31 protein-coding genes, 1 pseudogene and 1 riboswitch are annotated in these 26,619 nt (G+C 75.6%); of the genes and pseudogenes, 13 read left to right on the top strand and 19 right to left on the bottom strand.

Annotated elements, in window-relative coordinates:
* Positions 1 to 32: 32 nt before the first annotated feature.
* Together ACFVN3_RS02445 and ACFVN3_RS02440 are read right to left on the bottom strand one after the other, a co-directional pair.
* Positions 33 to 470 carry a hypothetical protein gene (locus ACFVN3_RS02445; RefSeq protein ID WP_378230187.1) on the bottom strand — a complete coding sequence of 146 codons (438 nt, stop codon included), beginning with the start codon at positions 468 to 470 and terminating at the stop codon, positions 33 to 35.
* 178 nt (positions 471 to 648) lie between these two features.
* Positions 649 to 1,272 (bottom strand): TetR/AcrR family transcriptional regulator, encoded by a 624-nt coding sequence (locus tag ACFVN3_RS02440; protein WP_378230185.1) that lies wholly within the window; start codon positions 1,270 to 1,272, stop codon positions 649 to 651.
* Between the two features lie 52 nt (positions 1,273 to 1,324).
* Here ACFVN3_RS02440 and ACFVN3_RS02435 point away from each other — a divergent pair, with 52 nt between their 5' ends.
* From ACFVN3_RS02435 to ACFVN3_RS02405, 7 genes are all read left to right on the top strand, one after another.
* A complete protein-coding gene (locus tag ACFVN3_RS02435) occupies positions 1,325 to 2,059 on the top strand; it encodes an SDR family oxidoreductase (protein WP_378230183.1) in 735 nt (244 codons plus the stop codon).
* 93 nt (positions 2,060 to 2,152) lie between these two features.
* On the top strand, positions 2,153 to 3,463 hold the full coding sequence (locus tag ACFVN3_RS02430) for a hypothetical protein (RefSeq protein ID WP_378230181.1): 1,311 nt from the start codon (positions 2,153 to 2,155) through the stop codon (positions 3,461 to 3,463).
* 24 nt (positions 3,464 to 3,487) lie between these two features.
* Positions 3,488 to 3,562: riboswitch (Fluoride riboswitch) on the top strand.
* Positions 3,563 to 3,604: 42 nt separating this feature from the next.
* Positions 3,605 to 4,153 (top strand): universal stress protein, encoded by a 549-nt coding sequence (locus ACFVN3_RS02425; protein WP_378230179.1) that lies wholly within the window; start codon positions 3,605 to 3,607, stop codon positions 4,151 to 4,153.
* Positions 4,150 to 4,587, top strand: coding sequence for a fluoride efflux transporter FluC (locus ACFVN3_RS02420; RefSeq protein ID WP_378230176.1), 438 nt, complete (start codon positions 4,150 to 4,152; stop codon positions 4,585 to 4,587). The genes ACFVN3_RS02425 and ACFVN3_RS02420 overlap by 4 nt, the downstream gene beginning before the upstream one ends.
* A complete protein-coding gene (locus tag ACFVN3_RS02415) occupies positions 4,584 to 4,958 on the top strand; it encodes a fluoride efflux transporter FluC (RefSeq protein WP_378230174.1) in 375 nt (124 codons plus the stop codon). Before ACFVN3_RS02420 ends, ACFVN3_RS02415 begins: the two co-directional genes overlap by 4 nt.
* Before the next feature lie 105 nt (positions 4,959 to 5,063).
* Positions 5,064 to 5,549, top strand: coding sequence for an SRPBCC domain-containing protein (locus ACFVN3_RS02410; protein ID WP_378230172.1), 486 nt, complete (start codon positions 5,064 to 5,066; stop codon positions 5,547 to 5,549).
* A complete protein-coding gene (locus tag ACFVN3_RS02405; protein ID WP_378230170.1) occupies positions 5,546 to 5,866 on the top strand; it encodes an ArsR/SmtB family transcription factor in 321 nt (106 codons plus the stop codon). The genes ACFVN3_RS02410 and ACFVN3_RS02405 overlap by 4 nt, the downstream gene beginning before the upstream one ends.
* A gap of 10 nt (positions 5,867 to 5,876) precedes the next feature.
* Here the strand turns inward: ACFVN3_RS02405 and ACFVN3_RS02400 are convergent, their stop codons facing one another.
* From ACFVN3_RS02400 to ACFVN3_RS02370, 7 genes are all read right to left on the bottom strand, one after another.
* Positions 5,877 to 6,521, bottom strand: coding sequence for a flavodoxin family protein (locus tag ACFVN3_RS02400; RefSeq protein WP_378230168.1), 645 nt, complete (start codon positions 6,519 to 6,521; stop codon positions 5,877 to 5,879).
* A gap of 98 nt (positions 6,522 to 6,619) precedes the next feature.
* Complete coding sequence (locus ACFVN3_RS02395; RefSeq protein WP_378230166.1) at positions 6,620 to 7,063, bottom strand: PRC-barrel domain containing protein; 444 nt, start codon at positions 7,061 to 7,063, stop codon at positions 6,620 to 6,622.
* The gene (locus ACFVN3_RS02390; RefSeq protein WP_378230164.1) at positions 7,060 to 7,479 is read right to left on the bottom strand and encodes a hypothetical protein; all 420 of its coding nucleotides are present in this window, start codon (positions 7,477 to 7,479) and stop codon (positions 7,060 to 7,062) included. Before ACFVN3_RS02390 ends, ACFVN3_RS02395 begins: the two co-directional genes overlap by 4 nt.
* Positions 7,476 to 8,705 (bottom strand): NRAMP family divalent metal transporter, encoded by a 1,230-nt coding sequence (locus tag ACFVN3_RS02385; protein ID WP_375807799.1) that lies wholly within the window; start codon positions 8,703 to 8,705, stop codon positions 7,476 to 7,478. Before ACFVN3_RS02385 ends, ACFVN3_RS02390 begins: the two co-directional genes overlap by 4 nt.
* Complete coding sequence (locus ACFVN3_RS02380) at positions 8,702 to 9,208, bottom strand: hypothetical protein (RefSeq protein ID WP_378230162.1); 507 nt, start codon at positions 9,206 to 9,208, stop codon at positions 8,702 to 8,704. The genes ACFVN3_RS02385 and ACFVN3_RS02380 overlap by 4 nt, the downstream gene beginning before the upstream one ends.
* A 66-nt stretch (positions 9,209 to 9,274) precedes the next feature.
* Positions 9,275 to 9,928 carry a response regulator gene (locus ACFVN3_RS02375; RefSeq protein WP_378230160.1) on the bottom strand — a complete coding sequence of 218 codons (654 nt, stop codon included), beginning with the start codon at positions 9,926 to 9,928 and terminating at the stop codon, positions 9,275 to 9,277.
* Complete coding sequence (locus tag ACFVN3_RS02370) at positions 9,925 to 11,028, bottom strand: sensor histidine kinase (RefSeq protein WP_378230158.1); 1,104 nt, start codon at positions 11,026 to 11,028, stop codon at positions 9,925 to 9,927. Before ACFVN3_RS02370 ends, ACFVN3_RS02375 begins: the two co-directional genes overlap by 4 nt.
* Before the next feature lie 169 nt (positions 11,029 to 11,197).
* On the opposite strand from ACFVN3_RS02370, the gene ACFVN3_RS02365 reads away from it, so the two are divergent.
* Together ACFVN3_RS02365 and catA are read left to right on the top strand one after the other, a co-directional pair.
* Positions 11,198 to 13,231, top strand: a complete 2,034-nt coding sequence (locus ACFVN3_RS02365; RefSeq protein WP_378230156.1) for a hypothetical protein — start codon at positions 11,198 to 11,200, stop codon at positions 13,229 to 13,231.
* A 157-nt stretch (positions 13,232 to 13,388) separates the two neighbouring features.
* The gene (catA, locus tag ACFVN3_RS02360; RefSeq protein WP_378230153.1) at positions 13,389 to 14,042 is read left to right on the top strand and encodes a type A chloramphenicol O-acetyltransferase; all 654 of its coding nucleotides are present in this window, start codon (positions 13,389 to 13,391) and stop codon (positions 14,040 to 14,042) included.
* A 33-nt stretch (positions 14,043 to 14,075) separates the two neighbouring features.
* On the opposite strand, the gene ACFVN3_RS02355 is transcribed toward catA, so the two are convergent.
* The 3 genes from ACFVN3_RS02355 to ACFVN3_RS02345 all read right to left on the bottom strand — a co-directional run bounded on the left by ACFVN3_RS02355 (position 14,076) and on the right by ACFVN3_RS02345 (position 16,641).
* Positions 14,076 to 14,735 (bottom strand): ANTAR domain-containing protein, encoded by a 660-nt coding sequence (locus tag ACFVN3_RS02355; protein ID WP_378230151.1) that lies wholly within the window; start codon positions 14,733 to 14,735, stop codon positions 14,076 to 14,078.
* Positions 14,736 to 14,842: 107 nt separating this feature from the next.
* Positions 14,843 to 15,859 (bottom strand): zinc-binding dehydrogenase, encoded by a 1,017-nt coding sequence (locus ACFVN3_RS02350; protein WP_378230149.1) that lies wholly within the window; start codon positions 15,857 to 15,859, stop codon positions 14,843 to 14,845.
* Between the two features lie 74 nt (positions 15,860 to 15,933).
* Positions 15,934 to 16,641: an ANTAR domain-containing protein gene (locus tag ACFVN3_RS02345; protein WP_378230147.1), complete on the bottom strand. Its 708-nt coding sequence runs from the start codon at positions 16,639 to 16,641 to the stop codon at positions 15,934 to 15,936.
* A gap of 121 nt (positions 16,642 to 16,762) precedes the next feature.
* Between ACFVN3_RS02345 and ACFVN3_RS02340 the strand changes: the two genes are divergently transcribed.
* The gene (locus ACFVN3_RS02340; protein WP_378230145.1) at positions 16,763 to 17,428 is read left to right on the top strand and encodes a flavin reductase family protein; all 666 of its coding nucleotides are present in this window, start codon (positions 16,763 to 16,765) and stop codon (positions 17,426 to 17,428) included.
* Positions 17,429 to 17,498: 70 nt separating this feature from the next.
* Positions 17,499 to 17,909: pseudogene (locus ACFVN3_RS02335) on the top strand (SAM-dependent methyltransferase); the annotation flags it as partial.
* 390 nt (positions 17,910 to 18,299) lie between these two features.
* Here the strand turns inward: ACFVN3_RS02335 and ACFVN3_RS02330 are convergent.
* On the bottom strand, positions 18,300 to 19,172 hold the full coding sequence (locus tag ACFVN3_RS02330; RefSeq protein ID WP_378230326.1) for an alpha/beta hydrolase: 873 nt from the start codon (positions 19,170 to 19,172) through the stop codon (positions 18,300 to 18,302).
* Between the two features lie 195 nt (positions 19,173 to 19,367).
* Between ACFVN3_RS02330 and ACFVN3_RS02325 the strand changes: the two genes are divergently transcribed.
* Entirely contained in the window at positions 19,368 to 21,362 is a 1,995-nt protein-coding gene (locus ACFVN3_RS02325; protein ID WP_378230324.1) for a BTAD domain-containing putative transcriptional regulator, read from the top strand.
* A 35-nt stretch (positions 21,363 to 21,397) separates the two neighbouring features.
* Here the strand turns inward: ACFVN3_RS02325 and ACFVN3_RS02320 are convergent, their stop codons facing one another.
* Entirely contained in the window at positions 21,398 to 21,970 is a 573-nt protein-coding gene (locus tag ACFVN3_RS02320; RefSeq protein WP_378230143.1) for a TetR/AcrR family transcriptional regulator, read from the bottom strand.
* Positions 21,971 to 22,046: 76 nt separating this feature from the next.
* On the opposite strand from ACFVN3_RS02320, the gene ACFVN3_RS02315 reads away from it, so the two are divergent.
* Complete coding sequence (locus ACFVN3_RS02315) at positions 22,047 to 22,625, top strand: dihydrofolate reductase family protein (protein WP_378230141.1); 579 nt, start codon at positions 22,047 to 22,049, stop codon at positions 22,623 to 22,625.
* 24 nt (positions 22,626 to 22,649) lie between these two features.
* On the opposite strand, the gene ACFVN3_RS02310 is transcribed toward ACFVN3_RS02315, so the two are convergent.
* The 5 genes from ACFVN3_RS02310 to ACFVN3_RS02290 form a co-directional block, all read right to left on the bottom strand.
* Positions 22,650 to 23,660 (bottom strand): hypothetical protein, encoded by a 1,011-nt coding sequence (locus ACFVN3_RS02310; protein ID WP_378230139.1) that lies wholly within the window; start codon positions 23,658 to 23,660, stop codon positions 22,650 to 22,652.
* Positions 23,657 to 24,229 (bottom strand): SigE family RNA polymerase sigma factor, encoded by a 573-nt coding sequence (locus tag ACFVN3_RS02305; protein WP_378230137.1) that lies wholly within the window; start codon positions 24,227 to 24,229, stop codon positions 23,657 to 23,659. Before ACFVN3_RS02305 ends, ACFVN3_RS02310 begins: the two co-directional genes overlap by 4 nt.
* Before the next feature lie 156 nt (positions 24,230 to 24,385).
* The gene (locus ACFVN3_RS02300) at positions 24,386 to 25,150 is read right to left on the bottom strand and encodes an anti-sigma factor (RefSeq protein ID WP_378230135.1); all 765 of its coding nucleotides are present in this window, start codon (positions 25,148 to 25,150) and stop codon (positions 24,386 to 24,388) included.
* Positions 25,134 to 25,706, bottom strand: coding sequence for an RNA polymerase sigma factor (locus ACFVN3_RS02295; RefSeq protein WP_378230133.1), 573 nt, complete (start codon positions 25,704 to 25,706; stop codon positions 25,134 to 25,136). Before ACFVN3_RS02295 ends, ACFVN3_RS02300 begins: the two co-directional genes overlap by 17 nt.
* Positions 25,707 to 25,836: 130 nt before the next feature.
* Positions 25,837 to 26,298 (bottom strand): class F sortase, encoded by a 462-nt coding sequence (locus ACFVN3_RS02290; protein ID WP_378230131.1) that lies wholly within the window; start codon positions 26,296 to 26,298, stop codon positions 25,837 to 25,839.
* Positions 26,299 to 26,619 lie beyond the last annotated feature (321 nt).

Below are 26,619 nucleotides of genomic sequence, written 5' to 3'. Positions count from 1 at the left end.
GTCGTCGGGCCCGTGGGCTCGCCCGGGCGAGCTCAGACCGGGCCGGCGGTCCCGTCGTGCGACGTGGCAGGCCGGGCGGGGATCTCGGTGGCCTTCTGCCACGACCCGACGAGCCGCCCGTCGCTCGTCTCGAGCCGGAACGGCGCGAGCGGGAGGTTGCCGGCGCGGCGGCGGGCGCGGAGCACGTCGATCGCATCCTCGTCGCTGTCCGCGCCGAACGGCTCGCCGCGGCGCGCGCCGGTGGCGGTGACCACGCGGTAGCGGGTCATGCTGTCGTCGTCGTGATGGACGTCGTCCGCGAGCGCGGCGACCTCCTTGGCGACCTCGAGGTTCGGCAGCGCGACCCAGGTGCGCTCCGGCCCGTCGAGCGTCCAGCCGTCGGCGTCGTCGCGCCGGATCACGTACTCGCGCGACGCGCTGCGGGCGCGCCAGGTCGCGTCGTCTTCGGCAGTCCAGGTGAGTGTGTTCATGAGCGCTGGTGCGGGTCGGACGGCGGTCCGGTCTCTCGTCGGTCGAGCGGTAGTTCCCCCTGTCCGCCGTCCGGTGACCCACCCGCAGCGTACGCTGCCCGCCCCACGGGCGTGTCCACCCTGAGGAGGAGATCACCCGTCGGGCACGTCACACGGCGTGGGCCGCGCGGCGGGCCGCCTACGGGGCCTCCGGTCGCAGCCCGTCGACCAGGAGGGAGAGGAAGTAGGGCCACCGCGACGGGTCGCCGGTGGCGCACGCGCCCTGGTAGGCGGCGGTCATGAGCCCGACGACGTCCCGACCCGTGAGGTCCGCCCGCACCGCACCGGCATCCTGGGCACGGCGGACGAGCAGGTCCGCGATCTGCTCGAGCCTCCGGCGCCGGTCGGTCAGCCCGGGGACCTGCTGCTCCGCGGTGGCCGCCATCTGGCAGAACGCGAGGTCGCGTGCCTGGAGCTCGACCCCGGCGGCGACGAACGCGCGCAGCGCGGACAGCGCGTCCGGCTCGGCGAGGAGGGCCTCCGCGCGCACGGCGAGGTCGTCGATCAGCCCTGCGACGACCGTGACGACGAGCTCGTCCTTGGACGCGAAGTGCCGGAACACCGTGCCCTTGGCCACGCCCGCGCGGTCGGCGATCGCGGCGACGGGGACGTCGAGCCCGGACTCGGCCAGCACGCTCCCCGCGGCGCGCACGAGCGACTCGCGGTTCCGCACGGCGTCTGCGCGCACGTCGACCACCTCCTCACCGGCGACGGTAGCACGGAAGGTGACCACGCGGTCATGTTCGGTGCTACCGTCGAACATGACCGTATGGTCATTTTCACCGCTGCTACCGCACGAGGAGACCGACATGGACATGACAGGACGCAGGGCGCTCGTGGTCGGGGCGTCGTCCGGCATCGGCGCCGCCGTGGCGACGACCCTCGCCGACGCCGGGGCCCGGGTCGTCGCGGCCGGCCGCCGCCTCGACCGGCTGGAGGAGGTCGCCGCAGGAGCGGCCGGCTCCCGGGGGAGCGTCGAGGCGCTCGTGCTCGACGTCGCGGACGAGACCTCCGCGCGTGCCGGCGTCGCCGAGGCCGCTCGCCGGCTCGGCGGGCTCGACGTCGTCGTCAACAACGCGGGCGTCATGCTGAGCAGCCCGGTGCAGGGCGCCGACCCGGCCGAGTGGGAGCGCATGACGCGCACCAACCTGCTCGGGACCCTCCACGTGTCGCACGCGGCGCTGCCGCACCTGCTCGCAAGCCGCGGCACGCTCGTGCAGACGTCCTCGACGTCGGGGCGGACGGCGTCCGCGGGGTCCGGGGTCTACGCCGCGACGAAGCACGGCGTCAACGCGTTCTCCGAGGCGCTGCGCCAGGAGGTGGCCACGCAGGGCGTGCGCGTCGTCGTCGTGGAGCCCGGCATGGTCGACACCGAGCTCGCGAGCCACCTCACGGATCCCGCCATGCGCGCCCTGGCCGCGCAGATCGCCGGGGAGATCCGCGTCCTGGACCCCCAGGACGTCGCCGACGCCGTGCTCTTCGCCGTGAGCCGCCCGCCGCACGTCTCCGTGAACGAGATCCTGCTGCGGCCCACGGCCCAGGTGCGCTGACCCTCCGCGGGTCGCGCGGACCGGGCGGCTCCCCCCGGTGGACCGGCGCTCCGTTACCCTGCACGAGCCGCCCGCGACGAGAGGACCCGCCCGATGTCCCACCCCACCGACCCGTACGAGCCGGTCGACGACCACACCGTCATGCGGCCGCCGCGACGGTACGGGGAGGACGGCGGGGCGGGCCCGGGCGGGTCGGGCGCCCCGGCGCCGGGCTACGCGAGCCCGCACGCGCAGGCGCCGTACGACACCGACCCGTACGGCACGGGAGGTCGCGGGGGCCACGGCCGACCCGGCGACCCGCACGCGACGCTCCCGCCCGCGGACACCGGGGCGACCTGGCCGCCCGCGGGGACCGCGCCCGGGTACGCGCCGCCGCCCCCGCCGCCCGGTGCCTCCGCGGCCCCGTACGCGCCCGGCGCCCCGTACGGCAGCCCGACGGCTCCCTACGCGACCCCGTCCGGCCCCGCCTACGGCGCGCCCGACGACGCGACGGTCGTGCCGGGGCCGCCTGCCCCGCCGGCGGACCCCTACGGCTTCTCCCCGTACGCGACGCCGCCCGGCCGCGGGTCGCGGAAGTGGCTCGTGCCCGTCCTCGCGGGCGTGGGTGCGTTCGTCGTCGTCGCCGGCGGCCTCGGCGTGTGGCTCGCGGTGCGCGACGACGCCCCGCCCGCCCCGGAGCCGACGACCGCGGAGCAGGCGCCCGCGACGGACGCACCGGTGGAGCCGGAGGCGACCGAGGAGCCCGAGGCGTCCGAGGAACCCGTGGACACCGACGTCACGGACGACGAGCCGTGGCTCGAGCAGCAGTACCGTGCGGGCGCGGAGATGGACCCGGAGACGGGCCCGGCGCTCGCGCCGATGTCGTGGGACTACTTCTCCGACAACGACTACCTCGTCAACGAGGACCGCATCGCGCTCACCGCCCGCCGCGACTTCGCGTGCGACGACCTGCCCGCGATCCCCGCGATCGAGGCGATCGCGGGCTCGTGCCAGGCCGGGTTCGAGGCGCGCGTCGTGTCCGACGACGGCCCGACCCTCGCGCTCGACCTGGTCCTGGTGGACGTCGGGTCGGAGGAGGAGGCCGAGCGCGTGGCCGCCGCCTTCAACGCCGCGCCGGAGGGGGACCCCGTCGCCGACACCTCGGGACCTGCGCACCCGACCCTCGCCGCCGCGGTGCCGCAGCCGGGCTTCCAGGGCACGTACGCGCTGCTCGACGACGGGGACTCGCCGGGGGTCATGCTCAACACCGGGACCGTCGTCATGCTGTACCGGCTCGGCATCGACGACGGGCTGGAGCGCGACCAGATCCTGCCCGTCGCGCAGGCCGTCGGGTTCGTCGTCACGGACCACGAGCTCGCGAAGTCGTTCGGCGAGAAGAAGTGGCTGGACACGAAGGCGGGCTGAGCGCGGGTCGGCCGGGCTGGGTACGCTGAGGGCGGTGATGGATCCCGCCGGGGCGTAGCTGCCCGAACCGCCGCCAGGGCTGATGGTTCCTGTCTCGTCGCACGTCGGCGGGCAGGGTGCTGCCCGCGGGAAGAGGTCCGCATGAGAGCCAGACCCGTGCCCCAGCCCGCGCTCGACCGCATGGTCCCGTTCGCCGGGCACCCCGTCGTCGTCGGGGTGGTCCCCGGCGGGGACCCGCTCGTGGTCTGCACGGCCGCCGCCTGGGCGGGCGCCGTCGGCTCCCGCGTGGTCGCCGCCTACGCGGACACCTCCCGCCACGTCGTCGAGGAGCACCCCGACGGCTCGGTGACGCACGCGCCGCTCGACCCGGACTCCGCCGACGACTCCTGGCAGGAGGTCGAGGCCCGGCTGCGGGCCGAGGTCGACGAGGGGCTGAGGGGCGCGGGCGTGGCGTGGGACCTGCACTACCTCGCGGGCCGCCCCGACCGCGCGCTGACGCACCTCGCGCGGGCGGTCGACGCCGCGGTGATCGTCGTCGGGACGCGCGCGCCCGGGTCCGCGGCGCACCTGCGCGAGCTCGTCGAGGGGTCCGTCGCCGCGCACCTCGCCCACCACCAGCACCGGCCCGTGCTCACGGTCCCGCTCGCGGTCGTGGACTGGAAGGAGCTCCGCACGCCGTGGGAGAGGTGAGACGACGGACCCCGCTGCTCGCGCTCGCCGGCCTCGTCGCGCTCGGTGGAGCCGTCGGCACGACAGCGCGTGCGCTCCTCGAGCAGGCGTTCGCCCCCGTGCCCGGGTCGTGGCCGTGGACGACGTTCTGGATCAACCTCGCCGGGTCGTTCGTGCTCGGCGCGCTGCTCGAGTCGCTGCTCCGGTCGGGTCCCGACGCCGGGTGGCGGCGGGGCGTGCGGCTCGGGTGCGGGACGGGCGTCCTCGGCGGGTTCACGACGTACTCGACGTTCGCCGTCGAGGTCGAGCGGCTGGCGAGCGGGGGGCATGCCGCCCTCGGCGCGGCGTACGCCCTGGGGAGCGTCGCGCTCGGCGTCGCGGCGGCGGTGGGCGGGATCGTGCTCGCGGCCGCGGTCCGACGGCGCCTGGTCGCCCGGGGAGGCGGTGCTCGGTGAGCGGGGCAGAGCTCGCGCTCGTGGCCCTCGCCGGTGGGCTCGGCGCGGCGTCGCGGTTCCTGCTGGACACACTCGTCGCCCGGCACAACCGGTGGTCGACGCCGCTCGGCACGGTCGTCGTGAACGTCACCGCGTGCTTCCTGCTGGGGCTGCTCACGGGCTGGGGAGTGACGCACCCGGGGCACGGCGACGTCGCGGCGGTGCTCGGGGTCGGGTTCCTCGGCGGCTACTCCACGTTCTCCACCGCGTCGGTCGAGGGCGCGCGCCTCCTGCTCGCGGGCCGGGGCGCCGTCGCGCTGCTCCATGCGCTCGGGATGCTCGCCGTGTGCCTCGCGGCCGCGGTGGCGGGGATCGCGCTCGGGGGTGCGTGAGCGGGTGCGGCATCGACAGGAAGCAACTCAGGGGTTGCGCAGCGGGAATCGACATGCAACTCTGGAGTTGCACACAGTAGACCTTCCCAGCGGAGAGGAAGCACCATGACCACCACCAACGAGCCGGCCGTCGTCGACCGCGAGTCGTACACCGTGTCCCGGACCGTGACCATCGATGCCCCGGCGGCACGCGTCTGGGCGGCGCTCACCCAGGAGGACCTCATCAGCGGCTGGTTCGGCCAGCGGACCGAGCTGCCCGACCTGCGCGTCGGCGGCGAGGGCGTGTTCAGCTGGCCCGACGCGCCCGACGTCCAGGTGCGCATCGAGGAGTACGACCCCACGACGGCGTTCGCCTTCCGGTGGGGGACCCCGGTCGGGCAGGTCATGGACGAGACCAGCTCGACCGTCGCGCGCTTCACGCTCGAGCCCCAGGGGCCGACGACCGTGCTGCGCGTCGTCGAGACCGGGTTCGACCTCGTCGCGGACCCCGACGGCCTGCTCGAGAGCCACCAGCAGGGGTGGACGAGCGAGCTCGACGAGCTCGTCGCGCTCCTCGAGGGGGCGCTCGCGGCCGAGGGCGGTCGCGCGTGACCGCACCCGCGACGGAGCTCGCTCCCGTGTTCTCGGCGCTCGCGGACGACACCCGGTGGCGGATCCTCCAGGAGCTCGGCAGCGCGGACCTCTCGGCGTCCGCGCTCGCCGCGCGCCTGCCCGTGAGCCGCCAGGCCATCGCGAAGCACCTCGCGGTGCTCGCGGAGGTCGGGCTCGTCGAGTCCGTGCGGGTGGGCCGCGAGATCCGCTATCGCGCGGTCGGCGCCCGGCTGGGCGAGACCGCGCGTGCGCTCGAGGCCATCGGCGCGGCCTGGGACCGCCGGCTCGCGGCGATCAAGCGCATCGCGGAGTCGTAGAGGTCGTCGGTCAGGAGCCGGGAGCCGGGACGGGGTGCGCCTCGAGCGCCGTCGCGACGGCGTGCAGGTTGTGCGCCATGAGGCGGCCCGTCTCCCGGGCCCACTCGTGGCCGTGGCCGGTCTGCACGTAGTCCGGGCCTGGCCCGGGGCCCTGGTTCCAGTAGGTCCACGCCTGCCCCGGGATCGTGTAGCCGATGTCCGCGAGGGCCCCGCTGATCTCCGAGATGACGTGGTGCGCGCCGTCCTCGTTTCCCGTGACCACGACCCCCGCGACCCGGTTGTACGCGACCGGGATCCCGTCGGGCCCCTCCTCGGAGATCATCGCGTCCATGCGCTCGAGCATCCGCTGGGCGAGCGACGACGGGCGCCCGAGCCAGGTGGGCGTGAGGACCACGAGGATCTCCGCCGCCAGCAACCGCTCGTGCACGCGCGGCCACTCGTCGCCCTCGCCCGCGTCGGTGACGACGCCCGGCGGGACATCGAGGTCGACGAGCCGGACGTGCTCGACCTCGACGCCGCGGTCCTGGAGCGCCTCGGCGACCACGCGCCCGAGCGCCTCGGTGTTGGACGGTTCCGGGGACTTCTTGAGCGTGCAGCTCACGAACAGCGCCTTCATGGGTCCTCCCGTGTCGCCGGACGCGGCGACGGTGCTCACGGTGCCTCCGCCCGGGCGGCCGACGGCGGTGGCCTCACCGTCCCGTCCAGCGTCACGGGGCCGCGACCCGCTCGCAACGCGCCGAGCGGCGGCGCCGGTCAGGGCAGGGCCGCGTCCTCACGCCGGTACCCCGCGGCGAGGCGCACCTCGCCCGGGGCGACGCCGGCGACGTCGCCCCACGGCACGAGGAACGTCCCGCGGTGGCGGCGGCGGACGATCTGCGGGACCGGCCACGGCGCCGCGACGTCCGTGCGCTCGTACCCGAGGAACGACGCGCCCGTGCGCGGGCTCACGAGGACGCCGACGACGCGCGCCCGACCCACCCGGTCGCGGCGGCGGACGCTCGTGCTCAGCGCCCGGTCGTCGGGGTGGGCGTCGTCGGGGTCGGCCTCGCCCGCCCCGCCGGGTCGGTGCCGCCCGTCGCGGTCGGCGGGACCGCCGTCGGGCAGCGTGTCGAGCGCGAGCCGGACGTCCACGAGGAAGCCGAGGTTCTCGCCACCGGGCCCGAGGACGCGCGCGTCCAGCAGGTCGCCGAGGATCACGACTCCTCCTCGGGGTCGTGCCGGCCGCCGGGGATGCGTCCGACCACGTGCTCGCGCAACCAGTCCTCGGTCCAGTGCAGGTCGAGCGAGTCCGCCCGGACGGTGAGCTCGATCGCCGTCCCCACGTGCCCGACGTCGGACCACTGGACCCGTTCCCAGCGGGACGCGGGCGGGCGGCCGCCGAGGAGGCGCGTCACGAGCACCGGGCCGGTGAGGAGCGCGCCGACCTCCGCCGGCTCGCCGGGCACCGCGTCGCGCGGGCCGTCGTCCCGCGCGCTGCCGTCCGCGGAGACGATCTCGAGGTCGTCGACGGTCGTGACCGGCTCGCCGTCGACGTCGAGCACCTGGCGGCTCAGCAGGTGCAGGCGCGCGTCCAGGACCCGCACCCCGGTCGGCGTGGAGTCGTCCCGGCTCATGAGCCCGCTCCCGTCGCGATCATCAGGGGGATCGCCGCGACGGCCGCGGCGACCACGATCACCAGGTACACCATGCCCAGCGCGTTGGTCGCGCGCCCGTTGACGTGCTCGCCCATGTACTCCGGGTCGTTCGCGACGAGGAGGATCGGCACGTACGTGAGCGGCAGCGCGACGGCCGAGAACACCACCGACATCTCGGTCACCGCGACGGGGTCGACGCTCGTCATGAGGATCGCCACGGCGAGCAGCAGCGCGACGACCATCGTCACGTGGAAGCGTGCGGCGCGCGCCGGACGGCGGAACGTGCCCCACGACCAGCCGAGGTACTGCGCGAGCGTGTACCCGCTCGACAGCGCGGTCTCGAGCGCGGCGCCGAACGTCGCGGCGACGATCCCGACGATCACGAGCGCGAGCAGGAGCGTCCCGCCGGCCTCCGCGACCGGCAGCACGATCTGCGACAGCGACGACACCTCGATCCCCGCCGGCAGGAGCACCACGGCCGCGCACGCGGCGATCGCGACGGACAGCAGCCCGCCGAGCGGGAACCCGACGAGGACGTTGACACGGTTCTGCGCGAGGTCCTTCGCGGTCCACCCCTCCTCGACGGCGCCGGAGGAGAAGAAGAACACCTCGTACGGCGTCATCGCCGCGCCGAACAGCGCGACGGCGTAGTACCAGTACGTCGCGACGTGCTCGGTAGCGGGGGGCGACGGCGGCACGGCCTGGCGCAGCAGCTCGCCCCAGTCCGGGCCCAGCAGGAAGAGCGCGACCCCGAACCCCACGAGCAGCAGCCCGAGCAGCCCTGCGACGTTCTCCATGACCTGGAACTTCACGCGCCACAGCACGAGCCAGACGGCGAAGGCCGCCACCGGCATCCACAGGCGCGGCTCGACGCTGCTCGCGAGGTGCAGCGCGAGCGCGATGCCGCCCACCTCGGCCGTGAGCGTGAGCAGGTTGATGGCGAACGACGCCGCGAGGTTCGCGCCCGCGGCGCGCGGGCCGAGGCGCTCGCGGATGATCTCGAACGTCGCGCGCCCGCTCACCGCCGCGACGCGGCCGGACATCGACGCGAAGAGGCAGATACCGACGACGCCGACGACCACGACCCACACGAGCGACAGCCCGAACCGCGACCCGACGACGGCGTTGGTCACCAGGTCGCCGATGTCGACGAACCCGCCGATCGCCGTGAGGATGCCGAGCGCGACGCCGAGGAGCCGCTTCACGCGCCACCCGCCAGGGCCAGCGCGGTGTCGACGTCGTCGGCGGCGCGCGCGAGGTCGGCCTCGAGCTCGGACGCGGTGAGCGGGACGGCGCCCGCCTCCGACAGGTCGCCTCCCGCCTCCCGCGCGACCCAGGCACGCGCCGCGACGACCTCGCGCGTCGCGTCCGCGACGGCGACGAGCCCGGCGTCGCGCTGCGCGGACGAGACGTCGTCGGGCGGCACGAGCGTCGTCAGCGCGGTGGCCGACTCCTCGAGCACGCGCACCTGGTCGAGCACGGCCGCGTCCGCGACCGGCGTCGTGACGCGGTCGGCGTCGAGCAGCCGCACGGTGAGCCGCGTCGTCTCGACCGCCGACCCGGCCTGCGCGAGCGCGTCGGCCACGGCGGCCGTCGCCTGCCCGGGGTCCTGCCGGCTCACGGTGCAGCCCGCGGTCGTCGCGAGCGCCAGCACGAGCACGTGCCCCAGCACGGCCCCGGAGCGGGTGATGCGCGCGCGACGTCCCACGTCAGCGATGGTCCCGCTCCGGACGGGCGCCCGCACGCGGACGCTCGGGCGTGCCGACCCTGGTGCTCAGCCGCCGCCCAGGCCGGCCTCGTGCGCGAGGATCGCGGTCTGCGTGCGGTTGGTGGTGCCGAGCTTGGTCATCGCGTGCGCGAGGTAGGCCTTGACCGTCGACTCGGCGAGGAACAGCCGGCGCGCGATCTCCGCGTTGGATAGCCCGCCTGCGAGCGCGCCGACGACCTCGCGCTCCTGCGGGGCGAGCTCGTCGAGGCGACGCCGGGCCTCGGCCCGACGGTGCGTGAGGTCGTCGCCCGCCGCCGCGAGAAGATGCCTCGCCACGGCGGGGGAGAGGATCGCGTCGCCGGCGACCGCCGCGCGGATGCCGTGGTGCAGCTCCTCGGGCGTGGAGTCCTTGAGCAGGTAGCCGACGGCACCGGCGCGGAGGGCGGGCAGCACGTACTCGTCGTTGAGGAAGCTCGTGAGCACGACGACCGCCGTCTCCGGGTGCTCACGGTGAACCGTGACGAGGGCGTCCAGACCGTCCATGACGGGCATCTGCATGTCGAGCAGGAGCGCGTCCGGGCGGAGCTCGCGGACGAGCTCGACCGCGCGGGCGCCGTCGCCACCCTCGCCGACCACCTCGAGGTCCGGGGCCGTCCCGATCAGGCGTACGACCCCGGCGCGCAGGAGCGCCTCGTCGTCCACGACGACCACGCGGATCATGGCGTCCTCCTCGGGAGAGTGGCCCGCAGCCGGTAGCCGCCCGGGGGCGTGGGTCCGGACTCCAGGGTGCCGCCCAGGAGCTCGACCCGCTCGCGCAGGCCGGCGAGGCCGAAGCCCCCGGTGGTGAGGCCGGTCGGCGGGGAGGTCGGCGGCGCGTTGTCGACCGTGACGCGCACGCCGTCCTCGACCGGCGACACGTCCACCGTGGTGGCCGCTCCCGGGGCGTGCCGCACGGCGTTCGTCAGGCCTTCCCCGACCACGCGGGCCACCGTCCGGTCCACGAGGTCCGGCGGGGACGACGACGGCGACGAGACCCGGACCCGGACGGGCTGGCCGGCGGTGCGTGCCTCCTCGGCGAGGGCCTCGATCGCGGCGGGGCCGGCCGAGGTGCCGCCCGTGGACCCGCTCGTTCCCCGTGCGGGCTCGGGCGCGTCCGCCGTGAGCGCCGTGAGGACCTGCCGCATCTCGGCGAGAGCCGCGCGGCCGCTCGCGCCGATCTCGTCCGCGAGACGACGGACGTCGGCGTCCTCCGTCGTCGTCGCGAGCACCTCCGCCTCGACGACGGCGTAGCTCACCCGGTGGGAGACGACGTCGTGCAGCTCGCGGGCGAGCCGGGCACGCTCGCCCGCCCGAGCCGCCTCCTCGGCGCTCGCCGCGGCCCGGCGGTCCGCCTCGGCACGGGAGCGCTCGGCGCGGCCGGCGACGTAGGCGAACAGCGTCATCAGCGTCGCGACCCAGAGGGTCGTCGGTCCCGACGGCTCGGCCGTCGCACGCCACGCCGGCCACGTCGCGGCGACGACGCCGAGCACCGCCGCCCCGCTGGTGCGGGCGGACCGCACCTCGGCCCCCACGGTGTAGAGCGCGGCGAGGGTCGCGACGGCCGGGGAGACGAACGACAGCACGACGCACGCGCCCAGGACGGCGAGGGGGTACCGCCGTCGGGCGAGGAGCAGGGCCGACGCCGCGAGCTGGGCAGCGACCTCCACCCCCACGGTCGCCCATCCCAGCCCGGACGAGCCGCGTAGCACGACGAGGAGCGCCCCGGCGGCCCCGCTGGACACCGCGACGAGGACGTCGGCCCGCGAGACCTGGACCCCCACGCCGCTCAGGCTAGCCACGGGAGGGCGACCGGGCCCGTCGGCCGGGCCGTGAGGAGTCGACTTTCGGAGGTACTCGTCGCCTCCGTTCGGGCGTGCCGGAGGAGTGCCCCCGGGGCGGAACGTGGAGTCATCGGGAAACACCCACCACGAATGCCAGAGGAGCTCCACCATGAAGGTTCTTCGCACCGCCACCACGACCGCCGTCTCCGCCGCCCTCGTGCTGGGGGCTCCGCTGGCCGCGTTCGCGAACGACGGCGAGTCCGCGGCCCCCGAGGCGACCGCCCCGGAGGCCACGGCCACCGACGCTCCTGTCGAGGAGGCGGCTCCCGAGGCGACCTCCGAGGCGGCCCCGGCCCCCGAGGCGCCCGTCGCGCCGACGACGGACGAGGCCCCCGCACCGGTCGACCCCGTCGTCGCCCCCGCCCTGGAGGAGCCGGCCCCCGAGGTCGCGGCGGAGCCCACCGCGCCCGCTCCCGAGAACGGCGACGTGAGCGACGAGCCCGTCGCGGAGCCCACGACCGACGCCGCGACCGAGGAGACCACCGCAGGCGCCCCCGAGGACGAGAACGCGGAGGCCGGCGAGCCGGCCGACGGCATGGCGGCCACGGACGCTCCGACCACCCTCGCCGCGGCGTCCGCCTCCGGTCTGCTCGGTGCGACGCAGGCCGCCTACCCCGACGCCGAGTACGAGCCGCACTGGCACGACGGCTACTACGAGGGGTTCCCCTGCGACTACTGGTACTTCCAGGAGCCGGCCGAGGGCGGCTCCGGCAAGGACTGGTCCGGGTGGTCGGGCCAGCCGCAGCTGCACATCCTGCACCACGAGCTCGTGGACGAGGACGGCACGACGCACATGGTCTACGACCGCGACATCGCCGGGTCGTGGTGGCACGCCTGGAACGGCGAGGTCGCCAAGGCCGACCCCGAGGGCATGCACTGGGGCGACACCGACGCTCAGCAGACGATCCTCGTCAACGGCTTCACGGGCGGCTCCGACATGACGGCCCGCGCCGCGAACGCCCGCGACCTGCTCGACCGCGCCGGGGTGCGGTCCGAGGCCTCGTCCGTCGACGACACGACGGCGGAGTACACGGCGTACGAGGCGACGCAGTTCGCCGTCTGGTACTTCTCGACCGGGCACGACGTCATGGGCCTGTTCTTCGACGTCGACGACGCCGGGCACGTGACCCTGAGCGAGTTCGCCCAGCAGCAGCTGGACGGCAGCTGGTCCTGGGGGCAGAGCGACCGTCGGGCCACCATGCAGACGGCGGCCTGGCTCATCGAGAAGGCGCTGACGGAGAACGTCGTCATGCCGCAGCCCGGATTCGTCTCGAACGGGTTCGTCCGCAACGCCGACGGCTCGACCGACTACGGGTTCACCGCGTCGCTCGTCGGCGGCACCGGCGACGTGCACGTCGAGCTGCGCACGGCCGACGGGTCGGCGATGCCCGCCGGGGTCGTCCTCGTCGACGCCCAGGGCAGGGTCGTGAGCTCGGTGACCCCCGGCCAGAAGGTCTACGTCCGGGTCCCCGCGGGGACGGACGTCGCGAGCCTGCCCGCGTTCCAGGTGTGGGGCTCCGCCGAGGGCACCACGAAGGGCAGCCCGAACTTCTACACCGGCCAGGACATGAACGGCTCGGCCTGGGACGACGCCAGCCAGTCGTGGATCCGTACCGGCCAGCAGCACTGGCTCATCGGCCTCGGGGGGCTCGACAGCGCGTCCGTCGCCTGGGACTGGATCGGCGTGACCCTCGCCGACGAGCCGGAGGACCCGACGGACCCGACGGACCCGACGGACCCGACGGACCCGACGGACCCGACCGACCCGACGGACCCGGTCGACCCGACGGACCCGACGGACCCGACGGACCCGACGGACCCGGCCGACCCGGCCGACCCGGCCGACCCGACGGACCCGGCCGACCCGGCCGACCCGACGGACCCGGTCGAGCCCATCGCTCCCGTCTACGTCGACGCAACGGGCAACGTCGTGACGACCGCGGTGTCGTCGTCCGACCCGGCGAACCTGGGCCTGACGGACGCGCAGCCGGTCGCCGAGGTCGAGCAGGCCGCCGCTCAGCGTGACGCGCTGGCCACGACGGGCACGGACGCGAGCATCCTGGCCGCGGGGGCGTTCATCGTCCTCGCGGGGACCGGGCTCGTCCTCGCCTCGCGGCGTCGTCGGTCCACGGACGCGCGCTGACGACCGCAGGACCTTCCGAGGCCTCGCCCGCCCGGCCCCCGCACCCACGGTGCGGGGGCCGGGCGTCGTCGTGCGCGCCGTCGGATCGTCTCGCGAGCGCGCCCTCCTGGGCCGAAAAGCCCGTGCTTCCCGCACCGGCCCCTGTGACGCTGGTGCGGTGGACACTCCCGTACCGATCGACGTCGCGACCTGGCCGCGCCGCGAGCACTTCGAGCACTTCCTCCACGCGTCACCGTGCACGTACGCGATGACCGTCGAGCTGGACGTGACGGCGCTCGCGGCCGCGCTGACCGGGTCGTCCCGCAAGACGTACGTCGCGCAGGTCTGGGCGCTCGCGACGGTCGTGAACCGGCACGAGGAGTTCCGGATGTGCCTCGACGACACCGGCGCCCCGGCGGTCTGGCCGGTGGTGCACCCGTCGTTCACCGTGCTCAACCCCGAGCGCGAGACGTTCTCGGCCGTGTGGACGCCGTACGACGCGGACTTCGACGCGTTCCACGCCGCGGCGTCGGCGCTGCTCGCCGAGCACCGGTCCGCGACGGCCTTCTTCCCGCAGGGCGCGCCGCCGCCGAACGCGTTCGACGTGTCGAGCCTGCCCTGGGTGTCGTTCACGGGCTTCACGCTCGCGATCCGCGACGGCTGGCGCCACCTCGCGCCGATCGTCACGCTCGGGCGGTACGTCGAGCGGGACGGGCGGACGGTCCTCCCGGTCGCGGTCCAGGTGCACCACGCCGCGGCGGACGGGTTCCACGTGGCCCGCCTCGTGAACGAGCTCCAGGAGCTGGTCGACGACCCGTCCTGGCTCGACTGACGCCGTCCCGGCCCGCCGGGCGGCGCACGCCCCTCAGGCGGCCCGGTCCGCGCCGCCGAGCAGGCGGTCGAGCGCGGGGCGGGGGTCGTCGCCGGCCGGGAGGGCCTGGGCCACCGCGACGATTGCCTCGGCGATCTCGCGGACCTTGACGTTCGCGAGGCTCGACGAGCGGCGCAGGGCCGCGAAGGCAGCGTCGGGGGTCACGCGGTACGCGAGCGCCACGATGCCCTTCGCCTGCTCGATCGCGGCGCGGGACTGCGCCCAGAGGCCGATCTGCTCGTTCGCCTGCGCCCGGGCGCCGACGCCCACCACGCTCGTGACGTCGAGGACGACGCCGCGCGCGACGGGGACCCCGCTCGGGTCCGCCCACGTCGCGTCCACGAGCACGACGACGGCGCGCTCCTCGCCGCGGGCGTCCTGCATCACCTGGACCTGGACGGGGGCCTCGCCCGACGCCGCGCTGGCGATGGCCGCGAGCGTCTGGTCGCGGTCCTTGCCCGTCGCGCGGTGGTGCCACAGGAGGAGCTCGGTCGTGGGGACGACCTCGCCCGGGGCGTAGCCGAACAGCTCGGTGAGCGCGTCCGACCACCACCAGGTGTCCGAGCCGGGGTAGTACCGGAACTCACCGGCGGCGACCTCGCCGGGGGAGACCACCCACGTCGAGAGGACGGCGGCGTCTGCCGTTCCGTTCATGCTCCGCTCCTTGCCGCACACGTTCGCGCGACACGTGAAGCCGCTGCATGACCTCGTCGCTCGCCGCCATCGTCGTGCACGCGACGCCTGGACGACGAATCCGCCGGTCAGGGACGCAGCAAGGACTTGATCGCGCGGCGCTCGTCCATCGCGGCGTACCCCTCGGCGGCGTCGTCGAGGGTGAGCTCGAGGTCGAACACGCGCGCGGGGTCGATCCGGCGGTCGAGGACGAGGTCCATCAGTTCGGGCAGGTACTGGCGGACCGGCGCCGGACCGCCCGACCAGTGCACGTGGCGGTAGAACATGTCGACGACCGGGAGCTCCACGCCGTGCGGCAGCCCCACGACACCGACGTGCCCGCCGGGACGCACCGACCCGAGCGCCTGGGCCACGGACTCGGGCGTGCCGACGGCCTCGACCACGCCGTGCGCGCCGAGCCCGTCGGTGAGGTCCCGGACGCGCGCGACACCCTCGTCGCCGCGCTCCGCGACGACCTCGGTCGCGCCGAACGCCCGCGCGAGCTCCTGGCGGGGCGCGTGCCGGCTCATGGCGATGACCTGCTCGGCCCCGAGCTGCGCGGCGGCGAGGACGGCGAGCAGGCCGACCGCGCCGTCGCCCACCACGACGACGCTCCTGCCCGGCCCCGCCTCGGCCGCGCGGGCGCCGAACCAGCCGGTGCCCAGCACGTCGGACGCGGTGAGCAGCCCGGGCAGCAGGTCGTCGTCGGGTCGCTCCGGCGTCGCGACGAGCGTCCCGTCGGCGAGCGGGACGCGCAGCAGCTCGGCCTGGGCGCCGCGCACGGGCTCGCGGTGGACGCACGACGTCTGGTAGCCGGCCCGGCAGATCGGGCACGTGTTGTCGGACGCGAAGAACGACCCGACGACGAGCTGCCCCGGGCGCACGGACCGGACGTCGGCGCCGACCTCCTCGACGGTGCCGACGTACTCGTGGCCCATCGCGACGGGGTGCTCGATCCGGTTGACGCCGCGGTACGTCCACAGGTCCGACCCGCACACGCACGCCGCCTCGACGCGCACGATCGCGTCGGTGGGCGCGAGCAGGCGCGGGTCGTCGCGCTGCTCGACGCGGACGTCGTACGGGGCGTGGATGACGGTCGCGCGCACGGTGGCTCCCTCGGTGGGCGGACGGGACGGCGTCGAGCCTACGGCTGCCGGCCCGCGCCCGCCCGGGTCGTGGGTCAGGGCTCCTCGGCCCGCTCGGACCGGACGGCGTTGCCGGCGTTGTAGGTAAAGCTCAGGCGCCTCCCGACGACCTCCTCGGCGACGTCCTCGAGCGACGTCGACCGGGCGAAGGCGTGCGCCCGGAGCACGGCGAGCGCGTCGCGGGGCGCGACCCGGAGCTGGACCGTGACCATCCCCGTCGCCTGGTGCACCTCGGCGCGCGTCGACCAGTCGAGCGACTCCAGGTCGGCCAGGAGCGACAGCCCGACGACGTCCGCGAGGAACTGCGCGTCGTCCGGCTCGCGCGCGAGCGTGGTCGACGCGGTGAGCAGGCTGAGCACCCCCACGACCTGGCCGCCCGCGTGCATGGGGACGGCGTGGTGGGTGGCGGCCCCGCTGATCGGCCCGACGACGCGGGAGAACACCGGGAAGGCGCCACCGTCGCGGCTCCCGTCGGCCTCGCGCACCACGACTCGGTCCTCGGCCAGCGCGAGCTGGGCGGGCCCCTCTCCCAGGGTCTCCTCCAGGTCCTCGACGCGCGCCGCGACCCCGTCGGACGTGGCCACCGTGAGGCGGTCGTCCGCCGTCGCGGCGACGGTCAGCGCGGCGCTCTCGGCGCCGAGCACCGTGGCGCACGCCTGGCACATGCGTGCGGGCGGCGGCAGGTCGCCGTCGGCCTCGGCGAGCGCACGGGCGAGGAGTCCCAGCAGCTCCGACGCGCCCACGTCCGCCTCCGTCCGGTCCTCGTGCTCCTCGTCCAGTCTTCCACCGCCCCCGGCGCTCGCTCGGCGACGCGACGTCCGACGGCCGCCAGACGTCGCGACCGTGCGTGGCGAGGCTGGGCCCATGACCACCACCTCGACCCGCCTCGCCCCGTCGCACGTCGTGATCGATCCGGGGATCCTGTACTTCGGCACGCCCGTCGCGCTGCTCAGCACGGTCGGCGCGGACGGCCACGTGAACCTCGCCCCGATGTCGTCGGTGTTCTGGCTCGGCAGGACGGCGGTGCTCGGCCTGGGCGCGCGCTCGCAGACGGCGCTCAACCTCCTCGCGACGCGCGAGGTCGTGGTGAACCTGCCCTCGACGGCCGAGGTCGACGCCGTCGACCGCCTCGCCCTGACGACCGGGCGGGACCCGGTGCCGGAGCGCAAGGCGTCCGTGGGCTACCGCTACGAGCCGGACAAGTTCGGGCGCGCAGGGCTGACGCCCGTGGCGTCGGACACCGTCGCGCCGCCGCGCGCCGCGCAGTGCCCCGTCGCGGTCGAGGCGCGGCTCGTGCACGCCCACCCGCTCGGTCGCGACGACGCCGCCCGCGCCGGGTCGCTCGTCGCGTTCGAGGTGCGCGTGACGCGGGTCCACGTCCACGAGAGCGTCCGCATGCCGGGGACGGCGCACCGCGTGGACCCCGACCGGTGGCGCCCGCTCCTCATGAGCTTCCAGCGGTTCTACGGCCTCGGGCGCGAGGCGCACCCGTCGCGCCTCGCGACGATCGACGAGGACTGGTACCGCTGAGCCGATCTCGCGGAGGAGCCCGGAGTGAAATCCGCTGACGACCGCGCCGCGTCCGGCCTACGGTGCGTCGATGGGACGATCCACGCTCGTACGGCTCGCGCACTCCGACCACCCGATCGCGTCGCCGCTGAGCGACGCGCGCGTCGACGACCTGCTCCGGCGCGCGGTGGGTGGCCGGGGGAGCCTGCTCGACCTCGGGTGCGGCGACGGGACCTGGCTCCTGCGGGCGCTGCGGCAGCACCCCTCGCTCACCGCGGTCGGGGTGGACACGTCCGACGTCGGGTTCGAGCAGACGCTCGCCCAGGCGGCCGAGGCGGGTGTCGCGGACCGGCTCACTCTGGTCCAGGGCGACGCGCGGGAGTACGCGGGCGACGCGCGGTTCGACGCCGTGCTCAGCGTGGGCGCGGCGTACGCGTTCGGAGGGCTCGCCCCGACGCTCGACGCCGCGCGCGGCCACCTCGCGACCGACGGCCTCCTCCTGCTCGGCGACTGCTTCTGGCCCGCGCCCCCGACGCGGGCCGTGCTCGACGGCCTGGGCGGGGCGTCGGCGGACGAGTACCTCGACCTGCCCGGCACCGTCGACCTCGTGACGGAGCACGGGTGGGCGACGGTGCACGGGCACGTCAGCACGCAGGACGAGTGGGACGACTACGAGTGGGCCTGGACGGGGGCGCCCGCGCGGTGGGCGGTCGAGCACCCGGAGGACCCCGAGGCGCGCGAGGTGCTGGCCGCGGTCGAGAAGCACCGCGACGGCTGGCTCCACGGGTACCGCGGCGGGCTCGGGTTCGTCACGCTGCTCCTGCACCCGGGCCGCGCCGCCGTCGTGGGCGGGGGAGCGGGGCGCGGCGGAACGGACCGCGCCGCGGGGAGGTCAGCGCCGGCCGAGCGCCCGCACGACCGCCGCGACGTCGCCGGGCGCCTCCTCGGCCATGAAGTGCCCGGCGGTCGTCGTGAGGTGCTCGAGGTCCGGGGCCCAGCGGCGCCAGACGCCCGCGGCGTCGTACCCGAGCTGCGCGCCCCAGTCCTGCTGCATCACGGTGACCGGCATGGCGAGCCGGTCACCGGCGTCGAGCGACGCCTGGTCGTGCTCGACGTCGATCGTCGCGGTGGCGCGGTAGTCGGCGACGATCGAGTCGACGGCGTCCCGGCTCGCCGCGAGGTAGTGCGCACGGACGTCGTCGGGGATCGCCGCGGGGTCCTGGGTCCACGCGTCGAGGAACGACCCGAAGAACGCGTCGGCGCTGCTGCGGATCATCTCCTCGGGAAGGCCCGGGGGCTGCGCCATGAGGTAGAGGTGGAACGCGACGGCGGCGTCCACGCCGTGCAGCACGGCCCACGTGTCGAGCGTGGGCACCACGTCGAGGATGCCGAGGTGGCTCACGCGGTCGGGGTGGTCGAGCGCGGCACGGAACGCGACGAGCGCGCCGCGGTCGTGGCCGACGAGGGCGAACCGGTCGACGTCCAGCGCGTCGGCGAGCGCGACGACGTCGGCGCCCATGGTGCGCTTGGCGTAGACGTCGGGCGTGGTCGCGGCGGGCTTGCCGCTGTCGCCGTAGCCCCGCAGGTCGGGCACGACGACCTGGTGGTCGCGCGCGAGGTCGGCGGCGACGTGCCGCCACATGTGGCGGGTCTGGGGGAAGCCGTGGAGCAGGACGACGGGCGTGCCCTCGCCCGCGGTCTCGACGCGCAGCGCGACGTCGGGCGCCACCTCGACGGTGCGGGTCTCGAAGCCGGGGATGTTCATGGGTGGTTCCTCTCGGACGCGGTCAGGACCGGGTCGCGGCGTGGCAGGGGTCGCCGTGCGCCTCGCCCGGTTCCCGCCCGGGTCCTGCCCGGGCGGCTCGTGCCCATCCTCCGAGCGGCGGATCAGCGTCCGATCAGTGCCCGACGGACGCGACCCACGCGGGTGCGAACGTCCGGGTGCGGGGAGAATGGCCGGGTGGTGGAGCTGCGCGTCGAGGTTCTCGGGCCGGTCCGGGTGCTGCGCGACGGCGTCGAGGTCGACTCGGGCGGCCCACGCCAGCGCGAGCTCCTCGCCCGGCTCGCGGCCGCGGGCGGTCGTCCGGTGTCGTTCGAGCGGCTCGCCGAGGACCTGTGGGACGAGGACCCCGCACGCGATCCCCGCGACCGGAGGGGTGCGCTCGCGACGTTCGTCGGTGACCTGCGCCGTCGGCTCGATCCCGAGCGGGCTCCGCGCGCGCCGTCGCACGTGCTCGTCACCGAGCACGGCGGCTATGCGCTGCGGCTCCCGGACGGAGGCCTGGACGCGGCACGGCTCGAGGACGTCGTCGCGCGGGCGGAGCGCCGCGCGCCCGCCGGGCCCGCCGGGCCCGCGACGACGGACCGCGCGGGTGCGGACGCCCGGGCCGGGGACGCGTCGTCGGGTACGACGCGCGCGCTGCAGGACGCGGTCGCGGCCTGGCGCGGAGAGCCCTACGCCGACCTGCCGGACCGCGCGTGGGTGCGGGCGGAGCGGCGGCGCCTCGTCGAGGTGCACGCGCGCGGGGTCGAGCTGCTCGCGGAGGCGCTGCTCGCGGACGGGCGCCCGGGGGAGGCGGTCGCCGCGCTCGACGCGCACGCCGTCGCGCACCCGTGGCGCGAGCACGCGTGGGCGCTGCTCGCGCTCGCTCTGTACCGCGACGGTCGGCAGTCGGACGCGCTCGACGTCCTGCGCCGCGCGCGCCGCCGGCTCGCCGACGAGCTCGGCCTCGACCCAGGACCCGAGCTCGCGCGGCTCGAGCGCGACGTGCTCGATCAGGCGCCGTCGCTCGACGGCCCGACGCCAGGCCCCCGTCTCGCGGTCACGGCCCCGACCTCGCGCACCCACCTGCGGTCCACCGTCGACGTCGCGCGCACGCTCGCGATCGCGGGCGGCGACCACCTCGCGACCGCGCAGCAGCAGCGGGTCGCCGCGGCGCTCGCGGCCGAGGCGACGGGTGACCCGGTGCTCACCGCGCGCACGGTCACGGCGTACGACGTCCCGGCCGTCTGGACCCGGAGCGACGACGCCGAGGCGGCCGACGCGCTCGTCGGCGTGGCGCGGCGCACGCTGCACCGCCTCGGCCCCGACGCGGCGCCGGTCCTGCGGGCGCGGCTGCTCGCCGTCGTCGGGATCGAGCACCGGGGGACGCGCGACGCGTGGGCGCGGGCCGCGGCGGAGGACGCGGTGGGCATCGCGCGCGACGTCGGCGACCCGGGGACGCTCGCGCTCGCGCTCAACGCCCGGTTCCTCCAGTCGTTCCAACGCCCGGGCGCGGGCGCCGAGCGGGAGACGACCGGCGCGGAGCTCGTCGCGCTGGCGGAGGCCCACGACCTGCCGACGTTCGCGATACTCGGGCACCTCGTGCGTCTGCAGGCCGCCGCGGGGACGGGGCGGTTCGGCGACGCCGACGTCCACGCCGCGGCGGCGGAGGACGTCGCGGCCGGGTACGAGTCGCCCGTGGTCCCGATGCTCACGGCCTGGTACCGGGCGATGCGCGACGCGGAGACCGCGTCGCCCGACGCGGCGGCGCGCGCGTACCGGGCCGCCGACGACCTCCTGGCCGGGGTGCGCATGCCCGGCGTGCGCGACGGGCTGCTCCCGCTCGCGCTGCTCACGCTCCGCCTGCGGCACGGGCGACCGCTCGACGGGCTCGGCGACGCCGGCCCGTACACACCGTGGGTCGCGCCGCTGCGCGCGCTCGACGCCGGCGACCGTCCCGGCGCCGCGGACCTCGCCCGCGCGGTCCCGGAGCCTCCGGCCGACCACCTGCGCGAGCTGCGGTGGGCGCTCGTCGCGGAGACCGCCGTCCGACTCGGTGATGCGGGCCTTGCGCGGCGTGCCCGGCACGCGCTCGCGCGCGTGCCGGACGAGCTCGCCGGGGCGGGTTCGGGGCTCGTGTCCGCGGGCCCGGTCCGGGCGTGGCTCGACCGCCTCGACGGCCGCCGCGCGTAGCGGGCCTCACCCCTGGACGGGGGTGACGAGGCGGCTCAACGCTCCGGGAGCAACCCCGCCACGAGCGCGTCGATGACGTCGTCGGTCGCGACGTCGGGGTCGACCGGCGTCGTGAGCCGGTCGAGCAGGAGCCCGTCGATCGCAAAGTGGAACAGGGCGATCTCCCGCCGACCGCCGGGCAGGCCGGCCGACCGGTTGAACGCGACGTCGGCCTCGAAGCCCGCGCGGAGCCACGGCCCGAGCAGGGCGGCGAGCTCGGCGCGGCGGCCGGACTCGAGGCGCAGCTCGAACAGGGCGCGGGTGACGTCGGCGTCGGCCGTCAGCCGGCGCACGATGTCGCGGAGGTAGTCCGCGAAGAGGGCACGGTCGGGCTTCTGGGCGGCGCGCCGCTCCAGGTCCTCCGGTGTGGGCGCGAGGCGTTCGCCGATGCGCTCGAAGAGCCCGGCGACGAGGGCGTCCCGGCTGCGGAAGTAGTTCGAGGTCGTACCCGTCGGGACGCCCGCCTCGTCGTCGATCGCGCGATGGGTCAGTCCGCGCGACCCCTCGCGCGCGAGCACGGCGATCCCCGCGTCCGCCAGCGCGCCACGCCGGGTGGAGTTTCTCGCCATGCGCCGATGGTATCCCAACCACTGCACCTGTTGTAGTCTGACGGTGACCACTTCACCTGTAGTAGTTGGAGAGATGATGCGTGAGCTGACCTACTACGTCGCCGTCAGCCTGGACGGGTACATCGCGGGTCCGGACGGCGAGTTCGACGCGTTCCTCGCCGAGGGGGACCACATGGAGCCGATCTGGGACCGGTACCGCGGGACGGCGCCGACCGAGCTGGCCCGGGCCGTCGGCTTCTCCGTCGACGACGGACCCTTCGACACGGTCCTCATGGGGTGGAACACCTACGCCGTCGGGCTCCCCGACCACCACCTGCCGAACCCCTACCGGCACCTGCGGCAGGTCGTCTTCACCCGCGCGCACGAGGCGCCGCCGGGGAGCGAGGGGGTGCAGTTCACGGACGCCGACCCGGTCGAGATGGTGCGGGCGCTCAAGCGGGAGGACGGCAAGGGCATCTGGCTGTGCGGCGGGGGCGAGCTGGCCGCGGTGCTCGTCGACGAGATCGACCGGCTCGCGCTCAAGGTCAACCCGGTCATGCTCGGCGCCGGGATCCCCCTGTTCGGCGAGCGCACCTACGCGCCCCTGTCCTGGCGGTCGACGAGCACGCAGACGTTCCGCTCCGGCGTGACGTTCGCGGAGTACGTCCAGGCCTAGGCGAGGACGAGGGGCACGTCCCGCTCACCAGGTGGCTGGGTCCATGGAGACGCCTTGCTCCTCCAGGTACGCCCGTGAGGCCTCGAGCGCTGCCCGTTCGAGGGTGAGCCGCCGCTCGAGGTAGTCCTTGTGCTGAGCGACGTACTCGGCTTCGTGCGCGGCCTGGATGTCGGCGAGCTGCTGCACGGTGTCGAGATCGCGCTTGCAGGCAAGGTCGATCTCGCCGATGCGGACGACCTCGTCCGGTGACGCGTCCTGGGCGGCGGGCGGGACCATCCCGTCGTCCTGCCCTGGCGGTTCGACACCACGATCGGCCAGGCACTGCTTCCAGGCGGCGACGACCGTGACACCTTCGGGGGTGTCCGCGGCCAGGATGGAGCCGGTCGGCGGGATCTCCCCGAGCTCTTCGGGGTCGTACGTCAGCCCCGCCTCGACGGCCTGCTGACCGCACACGTCGAGCTGCGCGGTCACGGCTTCCTCGGTCCCGGGTGCAGCGGTGAACCCATTCCTGCTGACTCCCTCGAGATCCATCTCGTAGCCGGACCTCAGGAGCGCGTCGTGGCGCCACAGCCCGAAGCCGAACCCGTCCGTGTTGAGGGGATAGGACGGTCCGTCGGATACCACCGTGTGGCCGTACCCGGCGTCGGTCATGCATCGGGCCGTCAACACGTGATTGGCCGTACGCAGCTCGGTGAGCTCGTCGGCGCCGAGGACCCAGTCGTCGAGCGGGGTCGTGATGGTCCCAGCCGCCTCGTCGACGATCGCGCGTGGCCCGCCCCCGGGCTCGGACGGCGCTTGCGCCGTCGGCGAGGTCGTCGCAGGCATCACCGGGGTCTCGCGCGTCGGGGGCGGGGTGAGGGCGAGCGCGCCGGCGACCAAGCCACCGCACAGCGCTCCGACCCCCAGGGTCGACCCGACCGCTCGTCCCGCGCGACGACGACGACCGGACCGCAGGACCTCGGCGTGGTCGACGACGACGTCGGGCGTGTGCCGCGAGGCGGAGCGCAGCCGCAGGATGAAGTCCTCGTCGTTCATCGCTCCTCCTTCAAGATCTCGGTCGAGCTCGCCTCGTCGGCGAGGATCCGGCGGAGGTGCGCCAGCCCCCGCGACGCAGCCGACTTCACCGCGCCGAGGCTCAGGCCGAGCTCGTCGGCGACCTGCCGCTCGGGCAGGTCGAGCAGGTAGCGCAGCACCACCACGCGTCGACGCTGCGGGCTCAGCTGCACCAGTGCTCGGACGAGCGCGTCCCGCTCGGCGTGGGTGCCCTCCGTCGACGCACGCTCATCGGACGGGACCTCGTGCGGCTCGGTGAGGTGCTCCCGGCGATGCTTGCGCCAGTGGTCGATCCGCGCGTTCGCGAGCACCCGCCTCGCGTAGGCGATCGGATCTCGCTCGCGAGCTCGGGGCCATGCCACGTACGTGCGCACCAGCGCGTGCTGCACCAGCTCCTCCGCACGGTGCACGTCTCCGCACAACAACCACGCCGTCCGGGAGAGAGCCGGCTGCGCGTCGACCATGAACGCCGTGAACTCCCTGTCCCGCTCGGTCCTCGCGCCGACCTCGACAGGAAGGACGACCTCGTCGCTCCCACCGATCGGTGCCACGAAACCCCCTGTCGTCGTCGTCATGCACAGAACACGGACCACGACCCGGGAAGGTTGCTCGCCGATCGGGGAACATGATCACGGCCGCGACGCGGGGCGGGATCGTTCGGCGACGGTACTTCGTGTGAGAATCGGTCTCGACCGATCCACCCGCCGTCAGACGTCCAGCGGGCCCCGGACGACGGAGTCTCCGGAGTGCGCGGGGTCGCCGTCGAAGTGCTCCTCGGAGACGTCGACCACCGGGAACTGCGCGAGATCCAGGCCGTCGGGCAGGTCGAACCGGCCCTCCGCGCCGTCGAGCACGCCGAGGCTCACGAGACCGCTGAGGTCCTCGGCCAGAAGCCACACCTCGCGGTACGTGCCCTCGGGCACCGGGGCGTCGACGGTCACGACGACCTGGCGCCGCCCGTCGGGATGCTCCTCGACGCGCGCGTCGCCGCTCGCGCCCTCCCAGTCGGGCAGCGGGTCGAGCGTCGCGCTGGCCACCGTCGTCTCCGGCGGCTCGGCCTCGCGCCGCTCCCACAGCACTCCGCCGGCCACGCCGACGAGGAGCGCGGCGGACGCCGCGGCGACGGGCACCCAGACCCGCCGACGCCGCGGTGCGAGCGGCACGACGACGGCCCCCGCGCGCTCGCCGTCCGGCGCGTCGGCCCGGGACGGGGCGCGGGCGGCGGGCTCGTCGAGGTCCGTGCTCGCCGCAGGCAGTTCGAGCTCGGCCCGGATCGCGGACCACACCGCCGGGGGCGGCTCGACGAGCTCGTCGGGCGCGTCGGCGCCGTCGAACGCGTCGGCCACGCGCGCGAGCCGGGCGGCGCCGTCGGCGCACTCCGCGCAGGAGGCGAGGTGCGCGCGGGCGTCGTCGTCGAGCACGTCCTCGCCGAGCGCGAGGAGCGCGAGGGTCTCGTCATCGATGTGCTGCACCGTCCACCTCCAATCGGTCGCGCAGCCGGATCAGGCTCCGTCGTACGTGGCTCTTGACCGTACCCAGCGGGAGGCCGAGCTCCTCGGCGATCTGCACGTGCGTCAGGTCGCGGAAGAACGCGAGCTCGAGGATCGTCCGGCCGGGATCGCCGAGCCGCCGCAGCTCGTCGGACAGGAGCACGCGGTCGGCGACGCGTCCGACGTCGGCGTCCTCGTCCACGGCGGGCCGGGGGTCCGTGGCGGCCGCCTGCTCGGACCGGCGCACCCGGGCGCGGGCCTCGTGCGCGTCGGCGACGGTGTGCCGCGTGATCCCGACGAGCCACGCGGGCAGCCGGGCCCGGTCGGGGTCGAACCGGGACCTCCCGCGCCACGCCGCGACGAACACCTGCTGGGTCACGTCCTCCGCGTCGGCGCGCGTGCCGAGCGACCGCAGGGCCAGGGTGTGCACGAGCGCGGACCACCGCCGGTAGGCCTCCGCGAGGGCTGCCTCGTCGCCGTCCGCGAACGCGCGGCCGAGGCGCCACAGGTCCGGGTCGGGCGTCCCGGTCTCGGTCACGTTCAGGGCGGGTCCTCGAGGGTCGGCGCCGACCGCACGGGCGGCAGCGGCGAGCGGGTAGCAGCGATCGTAGCGCCGGGGCCGTCGCACGCTCGCGGGGCGCCCCGCGAGCGCCGGCCGGGGAGAGGCGTCACCGGACGGGCGCCGCGGTCACGACGACGTTGTCCGAGTACGAGCGCCGGTCGCGGTCCCACGCGCCCCCGCACGTCACGAGCACGAGGCGGCGCTCGCCCGTGCGGTCGAAGAGCTCGTCGAGCGGGACGTCGGGCTTCGGGACGCTCCGCACGTCCGTCACTGTGTAGGTGTACGAGGCGCCCGTCGCGTCGACGACGTCGACGCGGGCCCCCGTCGCGATCTCCGCGAGCCGGGCGAAGGGCCCGACACCGTCCGGGTCGTCCACGTGGGCGGCGACGAGCGTCGTGCCCGCGGGGCTCGCGGGTGCCGGGCCGAACCGGTACCACGCGGCGACGTCCCCGCTGCCCGGCAGGGACATCCGCCCGTCGGGGTCGACGCCCGCCGGCTCGACGGGGAGGTCGACGTCGAGGTCCGCGACGACGACGCGCGTGGGCGCGGGCGGCGCGGGGGCGGGCACGTCCTGGGCTGGTCGGACCGGGACGTCCTGGGCGGGACCGGACGTCCCTGCGGTCCCCGCCCCGTCCCGGTGGGGGACCGGGACGGGTGGGGTGTCGGCCGTCGGTCCGAGGAGTCCGTCGGACGACCCGTCGGCAGACGGCGGGGAGCATCCGCCGACGACCGCTGCGGTGACGAGCACCGCCCCCAGGAGGGTCAGGAGCCCGGCCCGGGCCCCCCCGGGGGGGGGGGCGGGGCCCGGGGTGGTGGGGGGCGGGAAAGGGGCCCCGCGCGGCCGCCCGGGGGGGGGGGGGGGGGGTTAAGAGAGCCCCCCCCCCCCCCC

It is taken from the genome of Cellulosimicrobium sp. NPDC057862 (genome assembly GCF_042797035.1).
Lineage (GTDB): Bacteria > Actinomycetota > Actinomycetes > Actinomycetales > Cellulomonadaceae > Cellulosimicrobium.
Note: the sequence above shows the minus strand (reverse complement) of the source record. Positions and strands in the feature narration are given on the sequence as shown.